Source organism: Chryseobacterium sp. WX (assembly GCF_029542485.1).
Lineage (GTDB): Bacteria > Bacteroidota > Bacteroidia > Flavobacteriales > Weeksellaceae > Chryseobacterium > Chryseobacterium cucumeris.
Map to the genome: position 1 here is coordinate 3,836,739 of NZ_CP120710.1, position 25,092 is coordinate 3,861,830.

A 25,092-nucleotide genomic window follows, 5' to 3' on the forward strand; every position below is an offset into this window, starting at 1 on the left:
ATCATGAAAAATTTAAAAAGCTTAAACAGAAAAGAGTTAAAGACTGTTTTAGGAGGTGCAGCATTAGCCTGTGAAGCACCTGTAGATGGGGGATGTCCGGCAGGGTACACATTCTGCAGCAACCCTTATTGCTGTTATCCACCAAGAAAACCATTTATCTGTTTCGATTAAAAAAAATCCCTCAACTGAGGGATTTCTTATTTATTAAGGATTTTCTTTTGCAATTTCATCATGATGTTTAAGATACAAAGGCAGCGCTGCAGAACCATACCAAGGGAAAATTTCATAGCTGAATACACCAGCCTGAACTGCAGGATCTGTTTTTACCCACTGCTCGGCTTCTTCCTTAGATTGGGTGTTGAAAATAAACATACCGCGGTAGTTTTCCTTATTCTTTTCAAGAAAAGGTCCGGCAATAACAATTTTGCCTTCATTGGCAAGTTTACCGATATTAGACATATGCCCTTTCATAAGTTCACCCATTTTAGCTTTGTCTTCAATTTTAGTAGTACCTGTTGTCAGCATAACAATCGTATAAGGTTTCATCCCATATTTGTCAGCTCCTAAAGAAGTGGCCAATTCCTGATTATATTTAGATTTTTCTGCTTTCTTTTCCTGAGCAAAAGAAAATGCTGAAAGAAAGAGACCTGCAAGTAGTAGTATTCTTGATTTCATCTTGTTTTTATTTTGATAAATATAATAAATCCTCACAGATTTCCGAAAACTGAATTTCAAATGTCACTATGAAACAAAAAAACCTCGATGATTTCGAGGCTTATATCTAATTGTTCTGATGAGGTTACTAATTTTTTATTCTTAAAAATTCTTTCGCCAGTTCGATCATCTTTGGATCTCCGGTATATTTACCATGCTCATCGGAAAGTTTTACTGTAGGAATCCATTCTTTATTAGGAGCCTGTACACCAATAAGTTTCATTACAATATTCATGGGTTTCAATCCCACATCATTGGTAAGGTTGGTGCCGATTCCGAATGAGATACCAATTTTTCCTCTGCAATAATTGGTAATTTCCTCTACTTTTTCAAGATTTAATGCATCTGAAAAAATAATATATTTAAACATAGGATTGATCCCATTTCTTTGATAGTGGGCAATGGTTTTATCTGCAAATTCCAGAGCATCTCCACTGTCATGGCGAACGCCATCGAAAAGCTTTGCAAATTTTTTGTCGAACTGCTGGAAAAATACATCTGTGGTATAAGTATCAGATAAAGCTACTCCAAGATCTCCCCTGTAAACATCTACCCAGTGTTCCAGCGCCAATTCATTGGCCATCTTGAATCCATATTCAGCTGCGTGGAACATAAACCACTCGTGAGCATGCGTTCCGATAGGTTTTACTCCATATTTCATGGCAAAATGAACGTTGGAACTTCCGATAAATGTAGATTCTTTTTTCTGGGTTAAAGCTTCCATTACAAGATTCTGTACCTTGTAAGAGTGTCTTCTTCTCGTTCCGAATTCTGCAAACGTTACTCCAAGTCTACCCAATGAGTCAGCCTTTTCGATTGTTTTGCTCATCACCACTTCATTGGAATCTCTTTCCATGTGGTTCATCTCGTAATGCAGCTCACTGATCAGTGCCAGCAACGGAACTTCCCAAAGTATGGTTCTGTACCAAAGTCCTTCCACAATAACGGAAAGGTCTCCTCCTTCCTGATGGATTTTTACTTCAGACGGGTCATAATGATAACCTTCTAAAAAATCAAGATAGGGTAGATCTATATAAGGACATGTTCTTGCCATGAACTTTTTTTCATCCTTCGTAAGCTTAAGTTCAGCCATTTTATTCACAGCTTCTCTTAAAGCAGCATCAAACCCTTCTGGGAAGTGGTGCTTTCCCCTGTTGATAAATTCATATTTTACAATAGAACCCGGAAATAGCTTTACCACAGCATTCTGCATGGTTATTTTATAGAAATCATTATCAAGGATAGAGTTTAATCTCACGTCGTTCATAATATGTGTAATTTTAACGCAAATATAAAAATAAAAAATAAAATCGCCTAAATGTAAGGCGATTTTTTTGAAATATTTCCATGCTTATGGATGGAGTTACTTCCCAAGATAAGAGTTATACATCCAAACTTCTTTCTCCTGCTCGGTAATATAGTCGCTCATTTGAGAATTGGTACCTTCATCTCCGGCTTCATCAGTAATATCTAAAAGTTCTCTCTGCAGATCAATCACCACTTTGAATGAACTTAGAATTTGCTCAACACTTTTGGTACCATCAGTTACTTCTTTGCTTTCCTTAATGGTTGCTACCTTTAAGTAATCTGAATAGTTATGTGCAGGTGTAGCTCCTAACGTAAGGATTCTTTCTGCAATCTCATCAATCTTTAAGACCAGGCTATTGTATAATTCCTCAAACTTTGGGTGAAGGGTGAAAAACTGATCACCTTTAATATTCCAGTGAGAACCTCTTGTGTTCTGGTAGAATACTGAATAGTTAGCTAATAGTACATTTAATTTTTCTGAGATGTTTTTACAATCGGCTTCTTTAAGACCGATAATACTTGCGTTTTTCATATGTATATATTTATTTTTAAAATGTGATACAATCACCACTTCGGTTCAGTAGAGTATGAAGCTTTTTTATGATGACTGATTTGTTTATCATTTGTATATCCCAAATTTACGAAATATCGTGCCGAACTCCACTGATTATTAATAGATCATAACTATAAGAAAGTTTTTAAATATAGTTTGGAAGTATTAATATTGTGTTTATCTAAAACAGACCTCAGAAATTATAGACTATTATGCTTTTTGATACCCTTATTAATATCCCTGAAAATAAAGAAAGATCGCTGGTGAAATATTTCAGTATTGGAATTGTACTGATTTATATTGGTGTTTTTATCGCATTATATCTGAAAGCTGAAGAACCATTTTCTGCCTGGACAATTTCTGACTGGCTGATCAATTATACAGATGGCGGTTTCAAAAGAAGAGGTCTTTTGGGAGATGTATTTTTTTATATACAGGATATGACGGGATTGAAATTACAATTTCAGATCTTTATTCTTCAGATCGTGGGGTTGTCGGGAATTCTGTACGGGACGTTTTTATACCTGAAAAAATATAAGGTTGATCTTTTTTATCTGAGCATCATGGCCTCACCTTATATTCTTTTATTTCCTGCATTGACTGTGAGAAATGCCGGGAGAAGAGAAATCATATTGATTCTTATAATGCTGTGGTATTCTTTTTCAAAAAAATCTAAGCTTAATGATGCGCTATTATGGGTGTTTTATATAATTTTTCTTTTCATACATGAGGCGGGATTTTTTTTCTTCCCTTTTCTATTATGGATTAATTATTCTAAATGGCAGAAAATTAATATTAAATACTTCCTGTCTATAACAGCAGCAGCGTTTACCAGTATTGGTATTATATACTTTTGGGGTGGAAATGTGAACGAAGGTGAAAGTTTGTCGATCCTGAAAAGCAGAGGAGTGGTTTTTCAGGAAGAGAATATTTTTGATCTGGAATATTATTTTGATTTTAACTATGTTATTCAGTATAAATTATCGTTTCTGGTTCATGCTATTGAGCTCCTTGTTATGATATTTCAAATGGGTCTCTATATTTATCTGTTTAAAAAAGAATCATTATATAATTACCTTTTCTGTAATATGATCTGCATTATTTGGGTTGCTCCTTTATATTATCTTGGAATAGACTGGATGAGATGGAATTATATTTACTCCACATTATTATTCGTTGTTTTTACATCGCTGTTAAAAACAAATGATGCTGAAGGTATATCATTCAATACTAACCCGATAAAATCTTCATATCTTATTTTTTCCGGTATTTTTTATTTATTGGTTCTCCTGCATCTTCAGCATGATACCATGATTGAATGGATTCAAAACTATCTTATATAGAATTAAAATTGAAGGATTCAATCATCATAAGTGTAGGAAGATTTTTAAATACATCGGATCCGATTTCCGGAATCTATTTTAAAGAAAAAAAATATTGAAAACTAGGAAACGATAGATTTCATAATTATTTAATACTCATTTTTTATACTGTAAAATCTATTTTTTTCCTGCTTGTTTTCCGCATGTATATTGTACTTCTATAATGATACTCATGAAATGTGTTTCATTTCGGATGTAAGTATTTGATTTTAATTTTTATATAAGTATTTGTAGATTAAAAAAATATTACTATTTTTGCACCCTAAAATAAAAAGCAATTAAATGCCTACTATTCAACAATTAGTAAGAAAAGGAAGAGCCACGCTTGCCAAGAAGAGCAAATCGGCTGCCCTAGATTCTTGTCCACAAAGACGTGGTGTATGTACGAGAGTATATACAACTACACCTAAGAAACCAAACTCTGCACTTAGAAAAGTTGCAAGGGTAAGACTTTCTAACGGTAAAGAAGTTAACGCCTATATCCCGGGCGAAGGACACAATCTTCAGGAGCACTCGATAGTATTGGTTAGAGGCGGAAGGGTGAAAGACCTACCGGGAGTACGTTACCACATCGTAAGAGGTGCATTAGACACAGCTGGTGTAAATGGAAGAACACAGAGAAGATCTAAGTACGGAGCTAAGAGACCTAAACCAGGACAAGCAGCTGCTGCTCCTGCAAAAGGAAAGAAAAAATAATCATTAAATAAGGTACAAAAGCAATGAGAAAGACAAAAGCGAAAAAAAGACCGTTGTTACCAGATCCGAAATTTAATGATCAATTGGTAACGAGATTCGTAAACAACTTAATGCTTGACGGTAAGAAGTCAATCGCATTCAAAATTTTCTATGATGCATTAGATATCGTAGAAACTAAAAAAGGAGATAACGAAAAAACTGCACTTGAAATCTGGAAAGATGCACTTACAAATGTAATGCCTCACGTAGAAGTACGTTCTAGAAGAGTAGGTGGAGCTAACTTCCAGATCCCTATGCCAATCAGAGCTGATAGAAAGATTTCTATGGCAATGAAATGGTTAATCAAGTATTCTAAAGCTAGAAATGATAAGTCTATGGCTTTGAAATTAGCTAACGAAGTTGTAGCTGCTTCAAGAGAAGAAGGTGCTGCTTTCAAAAAGAAATCTGATACTCACAAAATGGCGGAAGCTAACAAGGCTTTCTCACACTTCAAATTCTAATCTGAAATGGGAAGAGATCTTAAATTTACAAGAAATATTGGTATCGCTGCTCACATTGATGCAGGTAAGACTACCACTACAGAAAGGATTCTATTCTATACAGGGGTAAACCACAAAATTGGAGAGGTTCACGATGGTGCTTCTACAATGGACTGGATGGAGCAGGAAGCAGAAAGAGGTATTACTATTACTTCTGCAGCTACCACTTGTTCTTGGAACTTTCCAACAGATCAAGGAAAAGCTTTACCAGAAACTAAACCTTACCACTTCAACATCATTGATACACCGGGACACGTTGACTTCACAGTAGAGGTAAACAGATCTTTAAGAGTATTGGATGGATTGGTATTCTTATTCTCTGCAGTAGATGGAGTAGAGCCTCAGTCTGAAACAAACTGGAGACTTGCTGACAACTACAAAGTTGCAAGAATGGGATTCGTAAACAAAATGGACAGACAAGGTGCTGACTTCCTTAACGTGGTAAACCAGGTTAAAGAAATGTTAGGATCTAACGCAGTTCCAATCGTTTTACCAATCGGTGCTGAAGAAGATTTCAAAGGAGTTGTTGACTTAATTAAAAACAGAGCGATCATCTGGGATGAAGCAGGACAAGGAGCTACTTTCGAAGTAGTGCCAATTCCTGAAGATATGAAAGATGAAGTTCTTGAATATAGAGAAAAACTAGTAGAAGCTGTTTCTGAGTATGACGAAACTTTGATGGAGAAATTCTTCGAAGATCCGGATTCAATTACAGAAGAAGAAATCAATGCTGCATTGAGAGCTGCTACTATCGATTTATCTATTATCCCAATGACTTGTGGTTCTTCATTCAAGAATAAAGGAGTACAGTTTATGTTGGATGCAGTATGTAAATACTTGCCTTCTCCATTGGATAAAGATGATATCAAAGGTACTGATCCGAGAACAGACGCTGAAATTACAAGAAAACCATCTGTAGATGAGCCTTTCGCAGCTTTAGCATTTAAGATTGCTACTGACCCATTCGTGGGAAGATTAGCATTCTTCAGAGCTTACTCTGGAAGACTGGATGCTGGTTCTTATATCTTGAACTCTCGTTCAGGAGATAAAGAAAGAATCTCAAGAATCTATCAGATGCACGCTAACAAACAAAACCCGGTAGAATATATTGAAGCTGGTGATATTGGTGCAGCGGTAGGATTCAAGTCTATCAAAACTGGTGATACGATGTGTGATGAGAAAAACCCAATCGTTCTTGAATCGATGGTTTTCCCTGATCCGGTAATCGGTATCGCTGTTGAGCCTAAAACTAAAGCTGACCAGGATAAAATGGGTAACGCTCTAGCTAAATTGGCTGAAGAAGATCCAACGTTTACTGTAAGAACTGACGAAGCTTCTGGACAAACGATCATCTCTGGTATGGGTGAGCTTCACTTAGATATCATTGTAGACCGTATGAAGAGAGAGTTCAAGGTTGAAGTAAACCAGGGACAACCTCAGGTAGAGTACAAAGAAAACTTAACAAAAGTTGCCAGCCACAGAGAAGTTTACAAAAAGCAATCTGGAGGTAAAGGTAAATTTGCTGACATTGTATTTGAACTAGGACCTGCAGACGAAGGTAAAGTTGGTTTAGAATTCATCAATGAGATCAAAGGTGGTAACGTTCCTAGAGAATTCGTTCCTGCAATTGAAAAAGGATTTAAAGCTGCAATGAAGAACGGTCCATTGGCTGGTTTCGAAGTTGAAGGTATTAAAGTTACTCTTAAAGATGGATCTTTCCACGCAGTGGATTCTGACGCTCTTTCTTTCGAAATGGCTGCTAAGCTAGGATTTAAAGAAGCTGGTAAAGCTGCTAAACCAGTAATTATGGAGCCTATTATGAAACTGGAAGTTGTAACTCCGGAAGAATATATGGGTAACATCATTGGTGACCTTAACAAGAGAAGAGGTACTATCAGTGGCCAGGAAGAGAAAAACGGAGCTGTTGTAATCAAAGGTTCTGTTCCACTTTCTGAAATGTTTGGATATGTAACAACTCTAAGAACACTTTCATCAGGAAGAGCTACTTCTTCTATGGAATTAGAGAAATACGCACCAACTCCACAAAACGTTGCTGAAGAAATCATAGCTAAAGCAAAAGGTTAATTTTTAAATTAAAGAAATGTCACAAAGAATCAGAATAAAACTAAAATCTTACGATTACAACTTGGTAGACAAGTCTGCTGAGAAAATCGTAAAAACGGTAAAGGCTACTGGTGCTGTTGTAAACGGTCCTATTCCATTACCAACGAATAAGAGAATCTTCACAGTGTTGAGATCTCCGCACGTAAACAAGAAAGCAAGAGAGCAGTTCCAACTTTCAGCTCACAAGAGACTAATGGATATCTACTCTTCTTCTTCTAAGACTGTTGATGCTCTAATGAAATTAGAACTTCCTTCAGGTGTAGACGTTGAAATTAAAGTGTGATAAATGCATACTTTGCAATGATTATACAATCCGTTCCTTTTCAGGGACGGATTTTTTTATAACTATGACTTTTAAAAAATTAATAGAAAAGCCGGTTTGTATTTTATCAAATCGGCTTTTTTTGCATTGTACTTTCTATAATGATAAAAGATCTTCTTGGGTTTTGTCTTAATAATACAGATAATCCATTTGGGGATCTTAAAGAGTCTGTGAACTAGGTTAATAATCTGATATTGGCTGGGCTTTTCATGGTGACATATGTCACACTGATTTGTTTATTTAGAATTAATAAAAATAATAATTTTGCAAAAAATTATCAGATGAATAAAGTAGTATCCTTTTCTCTGCTTGTATTGGGTGGGGTTTTTGTAAATGCACAGAAAGTTAACGATTCTATCAAAAAGTCGAAAGAAATTGATGAAGTAGAATTATTCGGTGAAAGAAAAAAGCAACCGCAAGGTTTGGAAGCAATCACAAGATTGCCTTTAAAAACCAGAGACCAGATTCAGAGTATTTCCGTAATCTCGCATAAAGTAATTGAAGACCTTGGAGGGCTGACGGTTACTGATGTAGCAAAGAATGTTCCGGGAGTAACTCAGTTCGGTAGCTATGGAGGGACCAGAGAAAGTATGTCTATCAGAGGATACAGAGGAGTACCCGTTTTAAAAAATGGAGTACAAATGGATTCCGATTTTCGTACTGCAGGAATGCTTACCGATATGCAGGGAATAGAAAGTATTCAGATAATTAAAGGTTCTGCTGCCGTTACACAAGGAATAGGGGATGGTCTAGGCTCTGCAGGTGGAGTGATAAATGTGGTAACTAAAGTACCCAAATTTATCAACCAGACTAATGTAGGTTTAAGATATGGAAGCTGGTATTTCTATAGACCAACAGTCGATTTTCAGAGAGTACTAGATTCTCAGGGGAAAGTTGCAGTGAGACTAAATGCTGCTTACCAAAATAATAACAGCTTCAGAAGATTTATTAATACAGAACGTATTTATGTAAATCCATCTATTGCCATTCGTCCGGATGATAAAACGGAGATTGTAGTGGAAATGGATTATATGCATAACAATACAACACCAGATAGAGGAACTGTAAACCTTGCTAAAGGAGATACAGAAGCAATATACAGAATGCCAGGTAGAAAATTCCTTGGTTTTTCTACAGATAAAGCAAAGACTGAAACATTCAACTTTTCAACAACTGTTACACGAAAACTGACTGAAAAATTGAAGGTAAGAGCGGCTTATATGAGCTCATCCTATCAGACCGAAATTGTAGGTGCAGCACTGGCACCTCTAAAGAGAGATAATCCGACAGAATTCCGTAACAGAACATTAACAAGATCTGACAGGGAAGATTTAAATAAGGTATTCCAATTTGATTTTATTGGTACTGATGTAATGACAGGGTTCATGAAACATACTTTCCAGGTAGGTTTTGACTGGAAAGAATCTAACGTTACTACAACTTCATATAAAGCAAAAGATGTTGACCAGATCAACGTTCTGAATGAAATCAACAATATCCTGCCTGCCGGAGTTAATATAGACTTATCAACAGCTAATGCAATCAATACGGTAGCTCCTACTATGGGATTAATGGCACAGGATGTTATTACGTTCAACAAATATATAAAGGCTCATTTAGGAGTTCGTTATAGCAGACTCATCGGTTCGGATAAAGAAAAAGACTACGCATGGAACCCTTCATTGGGAATTATGATTTCTCCGATTGAAAATATGAACATCTTTGGTTCCTATACAAGTACTACAGCGTTGAGAAGTTCCAATAACGTATTGTTTACCGGTGGAACTGTTGGAGCTTCCACTACAAAACAATGGGAGGCTGGAATTAAGTCCGACTGGCTGAATGAAAGATTGAGATTTAATGTAACCGTTTTTGATATCAATACGGATAATTTATCATATGAACTTCTTGATGGTGGAAACCCTACAGGGAAATATGCACTTGCAGGTAACCTAAAAAGACAAGGTGTAGAAGTGGAGTTGATAGGTAAAATTCTTCCCAACCTACAGGTAATGACCGGATGGGCCTATGTAGATGCACAGTATAAAGACAGTCCTTCATTTGTGAACGGTTCAGCACCTATTAATACTCCTAAACATTCTGCTAATGCATGGTTAAATTATAAATTCGATAAGGGGATTCTTACAGGTCTTGACGTAGGAGCCGGAATTTATTTTGTTGGAGAAAGACCGGTAGATGATTATAAACAGAAATATACCAATACAGAAAACGGTCATGTGAACGGAACCCAGCCTGGAGAAAAACCTTTTTTCATGCCGCAGTATACTACGGTAGATGCCCAAATAGGATATTCCTTCAAAAATGGATTAGGATTAAGAGGATTCTTCAATAATATTTTTGATTCCGTAGGATATAACTCTTATTTCAGAGGCGGATATATTGATCAGATCCAGCCAAGAAACTTTGCTGTACAGGTAAACTATAAATTCTAACACAAAAATTATGAAAATTAGCAGAACAGTATTCTTATTATTAATTGCCGTTGCCGGTTTAAGCTCATGTTCCGAAGAACATTTATCCGAAGAAGAACTGAAAACAGCCAGGGAAAATATTGAAAAACATTACACAAATCCCAGAAGCATATACTCATGGGGTAACATTTCTCCCTGGAAGGATCATTGGAATAATACATTTTATCCAAAACCATTTTCATCTGCTCAAATCGGAAAGAGTATGATAGCGGAAGAAAAACAAAACCTTGAAAACCGTTTTTCAGGAAAAATCAAATAATATATTTCAAACATTCATATCAATTTTAATTAGAAAACATTAAGACAGTACTATTGTCTTAATGTTTTTGTTTGTATTTATGATTCCTGATTCCTGATTCCTGTTAATTTTATACATTTAATCAATCTATAAAATGATCACCATGGAAAAAATGAACCATAGCTTTTTTGAGAAATTTTCAAACTGGGCTGTAAAATTTACAGGAAGTCCATATGCTTTTATAGGAGCCTTTATTATTGTAGTAATATGGGCAGTAACAGGACCTTTTTTTAATTATTCTGAAACCTGGCAGCTGGTAATCAACACCGGAACTACAATCATTACTTTTCTGATGGTATTCCTCATTCAGAAAGCTCAGAACAAAGACTCCAAAGCCATACAGATTAAACTCAATGAGCTTATTGCGGCTCACGAAAAAGCAAGCAATCGCATTGTAGATATTGAAGATCTTACAGAAGCAGAGCTGGATCAGCTTCATGTCTACTATGAAAAACTGGGTGAGCTGGCCAAAAAAGATGCGGATATCCATACGTCTCATTCCATTGATGCAGCACAGAGGAATCATGATTACAAATATGAGTTCTTTAAAAGAAAACATGAAGAATGGATACAGAAACAGGGATATAAAAAACAGAATTAAAAATTTTCTAAATATTTTTGAATATTATGGTTTTTTTTAATTCTCTTATTGGTGTTATTATGGATTTCAGTGGTTGTTTTTAATTTTTAATCTTGTTTTTAGTGTTTGTTTTAATAAATATTTACTTTTATTGAAAAAACATATGAAAGTAAAATTATTTTGTTTGCCGATATTCCTGTTAGCAATATCCGCGAATGCCCAATGGAGCAGAGGATTGCCTCAGCAGAAAATAATAAAAAAAAGTGATCATTCTGTTTATTACAAGCTTGATATTGACCAGATAAGAACACAGCTGCTAAGAGCTCCTAAAATAGGTGAAGGTTCTCCCATCACTATTAATATTCCAACTCTTGAAGGCAAAATTGAGAAATTTACAGTCAGTAGTTTTCCGGTAATGGATGAAACTTTGGCTAACAAATACCAGTTGGGATCCTATGTTGGAATTGGCGTTGATGATCCTACTAAATATATTAGATTCAGTGTTGCTCCCCATGATTTTCAGTCTATGATTATTGGTGCTGAGGGTCAATATGAATTTATAGAACCTGCAACATCTGATAAGTCTTATTATTCCGTACATGGAAAGACTAATAAAAGCGGACATGCATTTGCCTGCTCTACCAAAGAAGATAAAGAAGCTGTGGCTAATCTTGAAAAGCTTAAGAATTCTGGAGCAGCAGCAAAATCAAATAATAAAACCTTCCATACCTTAAGATTGGCCATGTCTGTTACAGGTGAGTATACTGCCTATTTTGGTGGTGTTGCTGGCGCACTGACACAGATCAATGCTACTTTATCAAGAGTAAACGGTGTATTTGAAAAAGAATTTAATCTTCATGTCAATGCGATTGATGCACCTAACCTGATATTTACTAACGCAGCTACCGATCCTTACAGTGATTCCAGCCAGATGTGTAAATGGAATTATGAGCTGATGAATACATTGCATGGAGGAGCTTATGGGGTTACAGATGCTAATTTTGATATAGGTCACTTGTTCGGAGCTTCCGGAGGAGGAGGAAATGCAGGCTGTATAGGCTGTATAGGAAATAATGATACATCTACAACTATTAATCCTGATTGTGATAATTTACCTTCTCCAAATAACTACAAAGGAAGCGGTTTTACTTCCCCTGCGAATAGCATACCACAGGGTGATAACTTTGATATAGATTATGTAGCACACGAGATGGGACATCAGCTTGGAGATAACCATACTTTCAGCAGAGATGAAGGAACGGGTTCTAATACTTATGTAGAACCAGGTACAGGAAGTTCTATTATGGGATATGCGGGGCTTTGGGGAAGTATGTCTGTTCAGTCACATTCAGATGCCTATTTTCATAGTGTAAGTATTGATCAGGTACAGGCTAATCTTGCTGCGGTAACCGTTGATGTGGAAACACCAATCACCAATAATCCGCCGGTTGTAACGGCCATGAATACGACGTATACCATTCCGAAATCTACAGCATTCGTGCTGACTGCTTCGGCAACTGATCCAGATGGTGATGCTCTGACTTATTGCTGGGAACAGGTGAATTCAAGTAGCCTTTCCGGAGGGGTAACCAAAACCAATATCGGAAATACAAGTTCAGGAGCAAACTTTAGATCCTGGGCGCCTACCACAAGTCCTACCAGATATTTCCCTAAGCTGGCAACCGTATTGGGAGGAGCTGTAAAAAATACAACAGATTTTGAAGCTGCAAGTACGGTAGCAAGAACGACTAACTTCCGCGTGACAGTAAGAGATAACAAACCAGGAGGACAGGCTCAGACTGCTTATGCTACACAAACTGTTGTAGTAGGTTCTGCAGCTGCATTTACTGTAAACACAACATCATTGACACCTAATGTGAATTCTGCAATTGCATGGACTGTTTCCGGAACAACAGCTGCTCCATATAATGTAGCTAATGTAAAAATTGATTATACAGAAGATGCGGGAGCATCCTGGAATGTCCTTGCTGCATCAGTTCCGAATAGCGGATCGGCAAACGTTTTCATCCCTGCATCTTTAGCCGGAAAAACAATTCACTTGAGAGTTTCAGCAATCGGAAATGTTTTCTATGCCGTGAAGCAGGCTACCGTGTCCAGTCTACTGGCAGTTTCTGAAGGAGAAAATGTGAAATCTGTTAAAATCTATCCAAACCCTGTAGAAGATGTATTGAATGTGATGAATGTCTCTTCCAGTGCTTCTTATGAAATTTTTAATGCTCCAGGCCAGTTGATTGCAAAAGGAACAATAGGAGAAGGCAAAATTAATGTAAGAACTCTTGTGAAAGGAATCTACTTTATTACCATTACCAATAAAGAAGAAAAGAGTACCACTAAGTTTGTAAAAAAATAATCCGGTTAACAATCAAATAAAAACCTCTGATCACTCAGAGGTTTTTTTATGGTTTATACTATCTCATAAAATAGTTGAAATAACTACAGCTTCCCATTAAGTTCTTCGTCGTTTCAGTATCAGAATACTGAGCTTTCAACTGAGCAAAATAGGTTCTGTATTTTTGGTTTTTAAGGTTGTCCATTTCCTTTTGTCTGGCATCTTCTTTTTCAGACCATTTTGGATCAGAATAATCAAAGTCTTTTGGTGCTTTCGCTTCATACTGGTAATACTTGCCCTGTTCAGCACTTGCCATCTGGAATAAGATTCTTGCTTTTTCCTCTTTATTACTGGAAAGCTTAAGTGCTTTTTGATAATAGTTTATTGACAGGTCAAAATTATCAGGTTCAATATAAGAAGTATCAAGGAAGTTTTTGTAGTAATACTTGTAAGGATTCTTTCTGTCTGTATTCCAGAAATCATATTTACCTCCGTTGCTGTTGTCGATATCCATAACAAATAATTGACGATAATATCCTAAAATAGAAGTATTGTACAATAAGTTTCCGATAAGCTGATTGGCTTTTGCCGCTTTTTCACCCGTACCGTTTCCGATCTTTTTCAATTGAATCAATGCATCTGCCAGCTCAAGTTTGTCCATTCTTGTTTTGATGAAAGGGAAATCAGTATAGTTTTCTGCTTTCATACTTTCAGTGTCAGCACTTCCGAAACTTTCCCACACATTATGTCCGAATACGAGATTTGAAATATTTTTAAATCCATTATATTCTGAAGGAGCATATTGTTTTGGAGTGATGGTTTGCCCATTCTTTTCTGTCCATTCATAATTTTGTCTTGGAATACCCGCAAAACTTTTTGCTTTTTCATAATACGCTTTTGCTTTTTCAAAATCGGCAAGTCTCATGGCTCTGTCTCCATAAATGGTATTAAAGAAGGCATCAATATTACCTACGCTGTCCATATTTTTGGCAATAATCTGCTGCTCAAATTGGGTTTTATCAGGCTTTCTGTAAAACTCTTCCACGCTTTTTACCAAACTGGAATTCGGATTGTACTGCAGATCTGAAAGTTTATTGTTCATCAGGAATGACTTTCCATCCTCTCCCTGAAGAAAATAACGGTTCGCAATAACATCTTTAAGGAAATCTGCTGTAGAAGGGACTTCACCATAATAATCGAAATGATCTGTAGTGGCTGTATCTTTCTCTACCTTTTTCTCTACAAAGTATTCTGCATAATTTTTCATCAGATGGTCTTCATAGTCTGCATCAATTTTCGGCTGGGAAACGATGTCATTCAGAACTTTCATCCTTTTGATTTCCTCCAGATATTCCGGATTGGCCGTTTTAATGCCATTAAGAATTTCAGAACTTTCTTTATAGTCTTTCTTTAAAAACTTAAGATAAGCATCTGCAATCTGCCAGTATTCATCCTTAGACTTTTCTTTTGTTTTGTTTGTGAATTTTTCCAGGTCGTTAAGGAAATCCTGTGTTTTTTCATCGTAATAATACCCTGTTCTGTTATAGAATGGAATTCTGTCCGGATTGCTGAACAGCTCATCATCACTTTGGTCTGCCTTGGCATTGTCACCTTTTTTATCAGATTTGGAACCACCGAAAAGATTTTTGAAGAACCTTACAATTTTCTGCCAGAAAGAAAGTTTTTCTTCTTTCACCTCAGTTTTGGTTGAATCTGCAGATGTACCTTTTGAGGTGTTATCCGTTGAATTCTCTTTTTCTGCTGCTTTCTGAGCATCTGAAGTGTAGTAATAGGTAGGCAGATAGCTTCTTTCAAGCTCGTTGATACTTCTGGCAGCCATTACCTTCAGAATCTCGGAATCTGGATTGATTTCATACATCTTTTCCATCATCGGAATAGGATTGTTGAAGTCTTCATAGCCTAAAAGGAAGTAAGCCATATTCTTTTCTTCATTCGTGTTGGCTCTTTTTATGATATTGCTGAAAGAGGCCGTGTCGGAAAGCTTCATCGAAACAAATGCAGATTCCTTACGGTCTTTGCTGTTCATGAATACCTGGAAGAAGTTCCAGTTGGCATCACTGTTCATTTCCAGTCCTCTTTGTGCTCCTGCCAATTGGTCCAGAGACATGAAGTACACCGTTCCTTTTAATTTGATAGGCTCTACATACGTTTTGAAAGCCTGTACTGCAGAATCGTAATTTCTTGTATAATGATTCAGACGTACCAGCTGATATCCGTAACGCTGTTTGATTTCCGGATTTCTTGCTGCATTGTACAGAGAGGTTAAGGCTGCAATTGTTTTATGGTAATCAAGAGCAGTAGCATTTTTTCTGTTGGCATCCCTGTCGTAATAGAATGAGTTTTCACTTTCTATATAATTGATGCTCATATAAGGCTCAAGATATTTGGCTTCAATCAAATAATCAATACCTTCCTTATATTTCTGGTAAAATCCGGTGCCTAGTTTTTGTAAAAGAGGGTTGGTTGGATTTCCGTTCTTTAAAGCATTCAGGTCGTTCATACTCATCTTATACACCAGATTCTGAGTTTCAGAATAGCTCAGCTGATTGTTGAAAAACTTCTTCCAGGTTTCCACATTGTCATCAGGAATCAATGCTGAGTTATATCCTCCATAAAATCTGCTTGAATAATTGTGCAGGAAGGGAAGATAAGCCTTGTCTTTGATGATGGTTTGCGTAAAAAGGTTGAAGTAATCATAATCAGGATCTGACCACGCACAGGCGTCAGATTGTGTATAGAAAAGTGATACGACCGCAAGTGAAAGAATATACTTTTTCATAGGGTGTGTAGTGTTTTTTTTAGTTTTAATATTGTATGATGGCAGTGTTCTGGCAAGTATGCCTCTATCTCTAAGAGATTAAAATTTCCGGTCTGAAACAAATTTACTATCTAATTGATAATAAATAATATTAAAATGCGGGATTTTTTTCTGTAAAAATACAATGACATCGTTAAGCTGTTCTTCGGAGATTTCTTCTACCTTTATTTTGAAACCTTTATTTAAATAACTTCCGAAGTAGAATCCGTCTTTCATGACTTCAACTTCGTGATCTGAAATCTTTTTGAAATTGGCGTTTTCCAGATCTCTTTTCGATAAGGCATTAATAAGTCTGTGTTTTCCTAAGTGATTGGTAACAATCCCCCATGAATAAATGGGAAGTGCCACCTCAATCTTTTTGATAGGATAGTTTTCCATCTTTGAAAGATAGCTTTTCAGAATATTCACATCCAGGATAGAATTCTTATCAGACTTTTCCAGAGGTGATGAAGTAGAGTAGCACATCAGGTATACTTTTTCCACAGGAGGAATTCCGGTCTGCTTTTTATCTTTCACCTGATGAAGGCGAAGCGTACAGGTTATTTCTTTTCCGGAAATCCTTTTGAGCTCTTTCAGAAGTTTAAAATAGTCATTTCGTGTTCCCGCAGTCCAGTCGCAGTCAATTTGAATTTCGTTATTGGTTTTGAGATGATATTCTTCTGTTTTCTTTTGAATTAAAAGATGAATGCTTTCTGCCAGAAATCGGATCTCATCTGCAGAGATCCCCAGCAAGGTCTGATTGGTAATGAAAACCGTAGGAACAATCTGTTTGTCTGTCTGAAAACTCTGGCCCTTGGTAATCACTGCTACTGGCTGAAATTTTCCGTTTACTTTATCTACATCAAAGAATCTGGTGTATAAGTAAGGAACCGTAGCTTTATCCAATGCTTTCTTTTCTGCATTGTCAAGCTTCAGTTTGGTTTTCCAGTAATAGAAAGTGTAAGGATGATTCTCTTTCCTGTTGCATGATACAGTAAGAAAGAGGAGAAATAGAAATAAAATTTTAAAATGTTTCATTGGTGTAAATCACCCTTCAAAATTAAAGATATTTTGGCAGAATATAAACCGTAAAATCCCGGTGATTAAAGGTAATAAGCAAAAAATATTGTATTGATGTAGTATGATTTGTTCAAATGCAGTAGGTTGTATAACGATTCCCCTCCTCCGGAGGGGTGGCAAATTTGTAATTTGACGGGGTGGTTTTACACAACAAGAAAACCACCCCAAATGGAGTGGCTTTTTCTCTATATTGTACTACTTAAAAAATTCGCTTTCGCAGGTGCAGGTTTCTTTATTAACGCTCTCAGTTGATGAGCAGCAACCTTCAAGATTCTTAACATTTCCTTTTTCATCCGTAAGGTAAATTTTTTCTTTATCAAACTTTACGAAAAACGTTTCCTCATATTTTTTAAAGACCACTTTCATGACCTTATTAGGAGCATATTTCCCTGCATTGATTTCTTCCGTGGTTTCTTCTCCGCTGGCCTGATTGATCTGGACATATCCAAAATATACATCACCATTATTTTTTACATCCAGATAATAATGAGGAGTACCTGTGCCGCTATATCCTTTCATGATATCAAAAGCTCTGTATCCGATAAAAGGAAGTTCTGTCTGCTGTGCCCACGTAAAAATACTGATGCACAGAATCATTATACTGAAAAACTTTTTCATAGATATTTTTTTCAAAAGTAAAGATTTTTAAGCAAAAACATTCACCGTAAAAACACGGTTGTTTAAAAGATGTGTTGTACAAAATCTCTTTCACTGAAAGTTTTTTATAACAATAAAGCCACTTCTTTTGGGAGTGGCTTTCTATAATGAGTTAAAATCAGATTAAAAAACGGTTGCCGCAAGCTGAATCCTTGCAAACTTATTCGATGGATTCCACATCGCCATCATGGATACCGGAAGGCTGTAATGATCAGTAATCTTAACCACTTTTCCGGCCTTCAAACCTACATTTACGATGTCAAAGCTGTTTTTGCCATTGCCATATAAGAACGTTTTATCATTGAGGGCAAACCCGGCTCCTACAAATGCATCCAGATTGACTTTCTGTCCCTTAATAACAGGATAACTTGCCTGTACATAAGTAGAATATCTGTTCTTTTTGTAACTTCCATCAGCTTCCAGAATTACTTCTCCTGCATTGGCACCTCCATACAGCATGATATCAGCCTCAATATTGATTGGGAATGATGGTCCGAAAGTATAGTTGGTCCTTAAATCAATAATATGAGCAGTTCTTCTTTGTGAATAGCTGAAGATATCATCAGCAGCCACTGCAGTATTGATGTTTCGGGAGTTGTAAAGATCCCATAGCCCGATATAAAAACGCCCGTCAGAATATTGAATATAATAATTGATCTCTTTATAATGGGTATTGTCTTTATCATCCGCCAGTGCAGATGCTCCCCAGATTCCTACCTTCCATTTCTTTTCTGCATCCAGGGCATACGACAGATTTCCCATTACAACAGGTTTATCAGTAATGATAAGACCTCTCCATAAATGATTATTCTGAATGTTGGCTGTAAAATCAAGTCTTCCTTCTTTGGATTTCTTGGCTTCAGCACTTTCCTGTGAAAGTAGTTTTCCTGTTCCTAAAACAAGAAAGAAGATCCCTTTTAAGATTTTTCTCATCATGTGTTTTATTTTAAAAATCCATATAATATTGCTGCGATAATAGCTCCGGTAATCGGACCTACTACAGGAATCCACGCATAGCTCCAGTCACTGCTGCCTTTTACAGGCAAAATGGCATGCATAATTCTTGGGGCAAGATCTCTTGCCGGGTTAATGGCATAGCCTGTAGTTCCTCCCAGAGATAAACCAATTGCCCACACTACAAACGTAACGGGAATGGCTCCAATAGAACCTAATCCTACTTTAGCTGTTGGGTCTGCCTGTAAAGAAATACTTGGATCTGCAAAGTAGAAGACACAGAATACCAGTACAAACGTTCCGATGATCTCACTGATAAGATTGGAAGATGTTTTTCTGATGGCCGGACCTGTACTGAAACATGCCAGTTTTGCACCTTCATCTTCTGTAATGGCAAAATGATCTTTATGAAACAGCCACACTAAAAATGCACCCAGCATTCCTCCAATCATTTGGGCTGCAATATAAGAGGGAACCAGGTCCCACGAAAACTTTCCTGCTGTCGCAAGACCAATGGTTACAGCCGGATTCAGATGGGCCCCACTTATTGGCCCTGCAATGGTTACTCCCACAAATACGGCCAGTGCCCATGCGGTAGTAATAACAATCCATCCGGAATTATTTCCTTTTGTATCTTTTAAGACAACATTGGCTACAACACCGTTGCCTAACAATATAAGAAGCATCGTTCCGATAACTTCTGCAATAAATGGGGTCATATAAGTTTTTTTGATGGGTGAATTAATCTTCTATCCAGCTTTGAGCGCTTTTTACCGCTTTCTTCCAGAAGTGGGTCATTTTGTCCACTTGTTCTCTGTTTAATTGAGGGTGGAAGTCTTTGTCTACAATCCATTGCTCCTGGATTTCGTCAATACTTTTCCAGTATCCTACTGCAAGTCCTGCAAGGTAGGCTGCTCCAAGAGCGGTAGTTTCCAATGTCTTTGGTCTTGTTATTTTAAATCCAAATAAGTCAGACTGGATCTGCATCAGAAGATCACTTGCAGAAGCACCACCGTCTACTCTTAATTCAAGACTTGCTCTTCCTGAATCTGCTTCCATTGCTTTTACAATTTCATATACCTGAAATGCAATCCCCTCCAATGTTGCTCTTGCAATGTGTGCATCGGTAGTTCCTCTGGTAATTCCTACAATGGTTCCGCGGGCATACTGATCCCAGTAAGGCGCGCCAAGACCTGTCAGTGCAGGTACGAAGTAAACACCACCATTATCTGGTACAGAAGCTGCCAGTTTGTTTACTTCTTCAGAAGAACGTATAAGCTTAAGACCATCTCTTAGCCATTGAATAGCAGCGCCTCCTACGAATACACTTCCTTCCAGTGCATAATTTACTTCTCCATTGATCTTCCACGCCACAGTAGTGAGAAGATTGTTCTTAGAAGAAACAGCTTCCGTTCCTGTGTTCATTAATAAGAAGCATCCTGTTCCGTAAGTATTTTTCACCATTCCCGGAGTGGTACACATCTGTCCGAATAAGGCAGCCTGCTGATCGCCGGCAATACCCGCGATTGGAATTTTGGTAGAGAAAAGGGTAGTTGCTGTTTCTCCATATATTTCACTGCTTTGCTTGACTTCAGGGAGAATGTTTTTAGGAATGTCAAATAATTCTAATAAATCATTATCCCATTCTAAAGTATGAATATTAAGAAGCATTGTTCTGCTGGCATTGGAAACATCTGTGATAAACATTTTTCCACGAGTCAGTTTCCATACAAGCCATGTATCAACAGTTCCGAAACATAATTTTCCCTCTTCGGCTTTCTGTCTTGCTCCTTGTACATGATCAAGAATCCATTTTAGCTTGGTCGCTGAAAAGTAAGCGTCCAGAACCAATCCTGTTTTTTCTTTGATGGTTTCTGCGTGTCCCTGATCTTTCAGTTCGTCGCAGTATTTTGAAGTTCTTCGGTCCTGCCATACAATAGCATTGTAGATAGGTTCGCCGGTTTCCTTATCCCAGACAATGGTAGTTTCACGTTGGTTGGTAATCCCGATAGCGGCAACTTCCAATCCGGAGATTCCGGCTTTTGCAATAACTTCAGCTGCTACAGAGATCTGTGAAGACCAGATTTCGTTTGGATCGTGTTCTACCCAACCCGGAGTAGGAAATATTTGTCTGAAATCTTTTTGAGATACATATTCTATTTCTCCACTGTGATTGAAGAGAATCGCTCTGGAGGAAGTTGTTCCCTGGTCTAGAGCGAGAATTAGTTTTTCATTCATGTATATAATGCTAATTTAGGTTGATAACTTTAGGTGAATAAGGAGTCAGTAAATATCCTCTTGCCAGTTCAATGAATTCATTTTCCTGCTGCTGCGCCCATTCTTCAGAATATCCTTTTTCTTCAGCAATGATTCTTGCTACGTTATGAGCGCTGTCTATCGCTGCTCTGGCATCCAGGAAAAGCAGACGTACTCTTCTTGCCAGGATATCTTCAATGGTTTCTGCCATTTCAGCTCTTACGGCCCATACCACTTCTGCTACGGTGAAGGGATGATCAGGATGGATTTTTTGAGCATAGCGCGGATTACTTTCCTGTAATTTTTTGATTGCCGGAATATCAGATCCGTACACATACAGATGATTGGTTCTGTCTACCTGTTCTGGTTTTACATTTCCGTGGATGGAAAGATGTTCTGTTTTAGATGGGCTATTTCCCAATCTGTGAACTTTCATGGCTTCGTTTACAGTATCTTCTGCCATTTTACGGTAAGTAGTCCATTTTCCTCCGATAATAGAAACTAATCCGGTTTCTGAAGTAATAACTTTATGGCTACGGGAAACTTCTTTGGTGCTTTTGCTTCCATCTTTAGGAGCGGCAAGCGGACGAAGACCTGCGAAAACTGATTTCACATCTTCACGGGTTGGTTTTTTAGCCAGATATTGTCTTGCTGTATTTAAAACAAAGCTGATTTCTTCTTCCAGTGCACGAGGCTCAAAGCTTTCATCCTTTAAAAGAGTATCGGTGGTTCCCACCAAGGCTCTGTCGTGCCACGGCACAACAAATAAAACCCTGCCGTCTGATGTTTTTGGAATCATGATGGCATCATCGCTTTTCAGGAAAGATTTATCCAGTACCAGGTGAATTCCCTGGCTTGGTACCACCAATTTACCATGCTTAGGGTTGTTCATATTAAGAATGTCATTCGTAAATACACCAGTGGCATTGATGACTACTTTACCATGGATCTGATATTGCTGTTTAGAAAACTGGTCTTCAGCAACTACGCCTACTACTTTATCATAAGCATCTTTCAAAAGGTTGATTACTTTCACATAGTTAACAGCACTTCCTCCTTTTTCAATAATCGTCTGGGTAAGATTAATGGCAAGTCTGGCGTCGTCAAACTGTCCATCCTGGTAAACAACACCACTCATTAAGTGATTTTGTTCAATAGTAGGAAGCTTTTCAACGGTTTTCGCTTTGCTGATGTATTTCGTTTTACCCAAACTTAGTTTTCCCGCAAGGAAATCATAAACAGATAAACCTATCTTATAGTAGATTCCTCCCCACCAGGTATAGTTAGGAATAATAAAAGACTGATTTTTTACAATATGTGCTGCGTTCTTTGCTAAGAGTCCTCTTTCTTTTAATGCTTCTTTTACCAATCCGACATCTCCCTGAGCGAGATATCTAACTCCGCCGTGTACCAATTTGGTACTTCTGCTGGATGTTGCTTTTGCGAAGTCATGAGATTCAAGCAATAAAGTTTTGAATCCCCTGCTTACCGCATCTAATGCTGAACCTAAACCACTGGCTCCTCCTCCTATGACAATAAAGTCCCATTCTTTTACATTGGTTAACTTACTGAGTTCTTCGTTTCGTTTCATAAATGTTTCGTTTATGTTTCGTTTTCAAATATATAAATTAAAAATGAAAGCAAAAAGAAAATAAATGAAATTTTAAAATATCGGAAAAAATCGGTAATTTTGATGAAACGAATAAAATGGAAAAGCTATTACCAAGGCAGGATGAAATACTTAAAGAGCTGGATGAGAAAGGGCATGTACTTGTTCAGGATCTGTGTGAAAAGCTCAATGTTTCTTCAGTTACGATCCGAAAGGATCTGAACTATCTCGAAAGCCTGGGGCTTCTTTTCAGAAATCATGGAGGAGCAAGTAAGCAGGTAAGATATGCTTATGAAAAAAATGTAGGGGAGAAAGAAAGCATCAATGTGGAAGCAAAACAGGCTATTGCGAAAGCTGCACTGTCATTGATTCAGGAAAATGACTGTATTATACTGGCGTCCGGAACAACCATGCATTATCTTGCGAGGATGCTGGTGAACTTTGGGCCGCTTACGGTATTGACATCTTCTTTACGGGTGGCGATTGAACTTTGCAATAATCCTAATATTAATATTATACAGCTGGGAGGTGAAGTGCGAAAAAGCTCTACTTCTATTGTAGGTTCTATTTCTGAAGGAATTCTAAAACAGTTTTCATGCAATAAACTTTTTCTGGGAGTGGACGGAATTGATCCGGAGTTCGGAATCAGTACTTCCAATGCAGCAGAAGCTCATCTGAATCAGATTATGATGGAGTGTGCAGATCAGACAGTAATTCTTGCGGATTCTTCCAAATTAAATAAGAAAGGATTCGGAAAGATTGCAGCCTTAGATCAGGTGGATTATCTTATTACGGATAGTGGTATTTGTGCTGAAGACAGGGCTGGACTGGAAGAAGTGGGAGTGAAGGTGATGGCTCAATAAGATCTTCATCCTAAATTCTTTTTAAAAATCAAAATAAATCTTTGGGGAATTGGTTCTGAATTTTTTCAAAATCATCTAATTGATTAAAAATCAAAATATTTTAGTCTAAATATTTGTCAGTTACAAAATTATTCATAAATTTGCACACTCATTTTAGGGGCGTAGTATGCCTATATCAAAAGTAGAAATTACTTCAGACTTCCGAAAAATGGTGATAAATAAAGGATAAATTTTATTATAATATAAACAATGTCAGGTATTATTGGTAAAAAAATCGGTATGACGTCTTTGTTTAACGAAGAAGGAAAAAACATTCCTTGTACAGTTATTCAAGCTGGTCCATGCTCGGTTTTACAGGTCAGAACCTTAGAAAAAGACGGTTATAAAGCTGTTCAGTTAGGTTTCGATGACAAGAGTGAGAAGAACGTTGGTAAAGCGTTAGCTGGTCATTTTAAAAAGGCTGGTTCTGCTCCTAAAGCTAAATTAGTAGAATTCTACAGAGAATTCGTTGATGAAGTAAAAGTAGGAGAAGAAGTAAAAGTTGATCTATTCGCTGAAGGTGAATATGTTGACGTAACAGGAACTTCAAAAGGTAAAGGCTTCCAGGGTGTTGTTAAGAGACACGGATTTGGAGGTGTAATGCAGGCAACTCATGGTCAGCACAACAGACTTAGAGCTCCAGGTTCTATCGGTGCTGGTTCAGACCCTTCAAGAGTATTCAAAGGGATGAGAATGGCTGGAAGAATGGGAGGTAAGCAGGTAACTGTTCAAAACCTTCAAGTGTTAAAAGTTGATCAAGAACAAAATCTTTTAGTAGTAAAAGGTGCTGTTCCGGGAGCTAAAAATTCTTATGTAATTATCAGAAAATGGAACTAGTAGTATTAAATACATCAGGAAAAGAGACCGGAAGAAAAGTAACTCTAGACGAAACAGTATTCGGAATTGAGCCAAATCAGCACGCGGTTTACTTAGAAGTTAAGCAGTATCTTGCTGCTCAAAGACAAGGTACTCATAAAGCAAAAGAAAGAAGCGAAATTACTGCTTCTACTAAAAAGCTTAAGAAGCAAAAAGGATCAGGATCTGCTAGATACGGTGATATCAAATCTCCAGTATTCAGAGGTGGAGGTAGAGTATTCGGACCAAAACCAAGAGACTACAGATTCAAATTGAACAAAGCTCTTAAGAGATTAGCTAAGAAATCTGTTTTATCTCAGAAAATGAGAGACAACAGCATTAAAGTTTTAGAAGATGTGAGCTTTGATGCTCCTAAGACTAAAGATTTCATCAATGTATTAAATGCATTGGAACTTAACGGTAAAAAATCTTTATTCGTTCTTCCTGAAGCTAACAAGAATGTGTATTTATCTTCAAGAAACTTACCTAAAACTAAAGTAATGAACTTCAACGAGATCAGTTCTTACGATTTAGTAAACGCTGGTGAGATCATTTTCTTCGAAGGTGCAGTTGAAAAATTCCAGGAAAATTTAAAGAAATAAA

The 25,092-nt window shown here is 37.2% G+C and carries 23 protein-coding genes; 13 read left to right on the forward strand and 10 right to left on the reverse strand.

Going from position 1 to position 25,092, the window contains the following annotated elements; translation table 11 throughout:
• The first annotated feature begins 3 nt into the window (after positions 1-3).
• On the forward strand, positions 4-171 hold the full coding sequence (locus PZ898_RS17260; RefSeq protein ID WP_157885768.1) for a hypothetical protein: 168 nt from the start codon (positions 4-6) through the stop codon (positions 169-171).
• Between the two features lie 33 nt (positions 172-204).
• Here the strand turns inward: PZ898_RS17260 and PZ898_RS17265 are convergent, their stop codons facing one another.
• The 3 genes from PZ898_RS17265 to PZ898_RS17275 all read right to left on the reverse strand — a co-directional run bounded on the left by PZ898_RS17265 (position 205) and on the right by PZ898_RS17275 (position 2,554).
• Positions 205-675 (reverse strand): YciI family protein, encoded by a 471-nt coding sequence (locus PZ898_RS17265; RefSeq protein WP_277693840.1) that lies wholly within the window; start codon positions 673-675, stop codon positions 205-207.
• Positions 676-802: 127 nt separating this feature from the next.
• The gene (pncB, locus tag PZ898_RS17270; RefSeq protein ID WP_277693841.1) at positions 803-1,981 is read right to left on the reverse strand and encodes a nicotinate phosphoribosyltransferase; all 1,179 of its coding nucleotides are present in this window, start codon (positions 1,979-1,981) and stop codon (positions 803-805) included.
• Between the two features lie 96 nt (positions 1,982-2,077).
• Positions 2,078-2,554 carry a Dps family protein gene (locus PZ898_RS17275; RefSeq protein WP_047427561.1) on the reverse strand — a complete coding sequence of 159 codons (477 nt, stop codon included), beginning with the start codon at positions 2,552-2,554 and terminating at the stop codon, positions 2,078-2,080.
• A 233-nt stretch (positions 2,555-2,787) separates the two neighbouring features.
• On the opposite strand from PZ898_RS17275, the gene PZ898_RS17280 reads away from it, so the two are divergent.
• From PZ898_RS17280 to PZ898_RS17320, 9 genes are all read left to right on the forward strand, one after another.
• Entirely contained in the window at positions 2,788-3,918 is a 1,131-nt protein-coding gene (locus tag PZ898_RS17280; RefSeq protein WP_277693842.1) for a hypothetical protein, read from the forward strand.
• Between the two features lie 321 nt (positions 3,919-4,239).
• The gene (rpsL, locus tag PZ898_RS17285; protein ID WP_002983146.1) at positions 4,240-4,653 is read left to right on the forward strand and encodes a 30S ribosomal protein S12; all 414 of its coding nucleotides are present in this window, start codon (positions 4,240-4,242) and stop codon (positions 4,651-4,653) included.
• A gap of 23 nt (positions 4,654-4,676) precedes the next feature.
• On the forward strand, positions 4,677-5,153 hold the full coding sequence (gene rpsG, locus PZ898_RS17290; protein WP_062673583.1) for a 30S ribosomal protein S7: 477 nt from the start codon (positions 4,677-4,679) through the stop codon (positions 5,151-5,153).
• Positions 5,154-5,159: 6 nt separating this feature from the next.
• Complete coding sequence (gene fusA / locus PZ898_RS17295; RefSeq protein ID WP_062673585.1) at positions 5,160-7,277, forward strand: elongation factor G; 2,118 nt, start codon at positions 5,160-5,162, stop codon at positions 7,275-7,277.
• 16 nt (positions 7,278-7,293) lie between these two features.
• Positions 7,294-7,599: a 30S ribosomal protein S10 gene (gene rpsJ, locus PZ898_RS17300; protein WP_002661363.1), complete on the forward strand. Its 306-nt coding sequence runs from the start codon at positions 7,294-7,296 to the stop codon at positions 7,597-7,599.
• A gap of 320 nt (positions 7,600-7,919) precedes the next feature.
• Positions 7,920-10,091: a TonB-dependent siderophore receptor gene (locus PZ898_RS17305; protein ID WP_277693843.1), complete on the forward strand. Its 2,172-nt coding sequence runs from the start codon at positions 7,920-7,922 to the stop codon at positions 10,089-10,091.
• Between the two features lie 10 nt (positions 10,092-10,101).
• Complete coding sequence (locus PZ898_RS17310) at positions 10,102-10,389, forward strand: hypothetical protein (RefSeq protein ID WP_277693844.1); 288 nt, start codon at positions 10,102-10,104, stop codon at positions 10,387-10,389.
• Between the two features lie 142 nt (positions 10,390-10,531).
• Positions 10,532-11,029 carry a low affinity iron permease family protein gene (locus PZ898_RS17315; RefSeq protein WP_184935558.1) on the forward strand — a complete coding sequence of 166 codons (498 nt, stop codon included), beginning with the start codon at positions 10,532-10,534 and terminating at the stop codon, positions 11,027-11,029.
• Positions 11,030-11,171: 142 nt separating this feature from the next.
• Entirely contained in the window at positions 11,172-13,379 is a 2,208-nt protein-coding gene (locus PZ898_RS17320; protein WP_277693845.1) for a reprolysin-like metallopeptidase, read from the forward strand.
• 58 nt (positions 13,380-13,437) lie between these two features.
• Here the strand turns inward: PZ898_RS17320 and PZ898_RS17325 are convergent, their stop codons facing one another.
• The 7 genes from PZ898_RS17325 to PZ898_RS17355 all read right to left on the reverse strand — a co-directional run bounded on the left by PZ898_RS17325 (position 13,438) and on the right by PZ898_RS17355 (position 22,714).
• Positions 13,438-16,158 (reverse strand): hypothetical protein, encoded by a 2,721-nt coding sequence (locus PZ898_RS17325; protein WP_277693846.1) that lies wholly within the window; start codon positions 16,156-16,158, stop codon positions 13,438-13,440.
• A gap of 78 nt (positions 16,159-16,236) precedes the next feature.
• Positions 16,237-17,214 carry a hypothetical protein gene (locus PZ898_RS17330; protein WP_277693847.1) on the reverse strand — a complete coding sequence of 326 codons (978 nt, stop codon included), beginning with the start codon at positions 17,212-17,214 and terminating at the stop codon, positions 16,237-16,239.
• Positions 17,215-17,451: 237 nt separating this feature from the next.
• The gene (locus PZ898_RS17335) at positions 17,452-17,874 is read right to left on the reverse strand and encodes a hypothetical protein (protein ID WP_277693848.1); all 423 of its coding nucleotides are present in this window, start codon (positions 17,872-17,874) and stop codon (positions 17,452-17,454) included.
• Between the two features lie 162 nt (positions 17,875-18,036).
• Positions 18,037-18,849 (reverse strand): hypothetical protein, encoded by an 813-nt coding sequence (locus PZ898_RS17340; RefSeq protein WP_277693849.1) that lies wholly within the window; start codon positions 18,847-18,849, stop codon positions 18,037-18,039.
• 5 nt (positions 18,850-18,854) lie between these two features.
• Positions 18,855-19,586 (reverse strand): MIP/aquaporin family protein, encoded by a 732-nt coding sequence (locus tag PZ898_RS17345; protein WP_277693850.1) that lies wholly within the window; start codon positions 19,584-19,586, stop codon positions 18,855-18,857.
• A 22-nt stretch (positions 19,587-19,608) separates the two neighbouring features.
• On the reverse strand, positions 19,609-21,105 hold the full coding sequence (gene glpK / locus PZ898_RS17350) for a glycerol kinase GlpK (protein ID WP_277693851.1): 1,497 nt from the start codon (positions 21,103-21,105) through the stop codon (positions 19,609-19,611).
• A 10-nt stretch (positions 21,106-21,115) separates the two neighbouring features.
• Positions 21,116-22,714, reverse strand: coding sequence for a glycerol-3-phosphate dehydrogenase/oxidase (locus tag PZ898_RS17355; RefSeq protein WP_277693852.1), 1,599 nt, complete (start codon positions 22,712-22,714; stop codon positions 21,116-21,118).
• Between the two features lie 116 nt (positions 22,715-22,830).
• On the opposite strand from PZ898_RS17355, the gene PZ898_RS17360 reads away from it, so the two are divergent.
• The 3 genes from PZ898_RS17360 (at position 22,831) to rplD (ending at position 25,091) form a co-directional block, all read left to right on the forward strand.
• Positions 22,831-23,595, forward strand: a complete 765-nt coding sequence (locus PZ898_RS17360) for a DeoR/GlpR family DNA-binding transcription regulator (RefSeq protein ID WP_123278503.1) — start codon at positions 22,831-22,833, stop codon at positions 23,593-23,595.
• 249 nt (positions 23,596-23,844) lie between these two features.
• On the forward strand, positions 23,845-24,471 hold the full coding sequence (rplC, locus tag PZ898_RS17365; RefSeq protein WP_002983195.1) for a 50S ribosomal protein L3: 627 nt from the start codon (positions 23,845-23,847) through the stop codon (positions 24,469-24,471).
• A complete protein-coding gene (gene rplD, locus PZ898_RS17370; RefSeq protein WP_034694672.1) occupies positions 24,462-25,091 on the forward strand; it encodes a 50S ribosomal protein L4 in 630 nt (209 codons plus the stop codon). Before rplC ends, rplD begins: the two co-directional genes overlap by 10 nt.
• The last annotated feature ends 1 nt before the right edge of the window (position 25,092 follow it).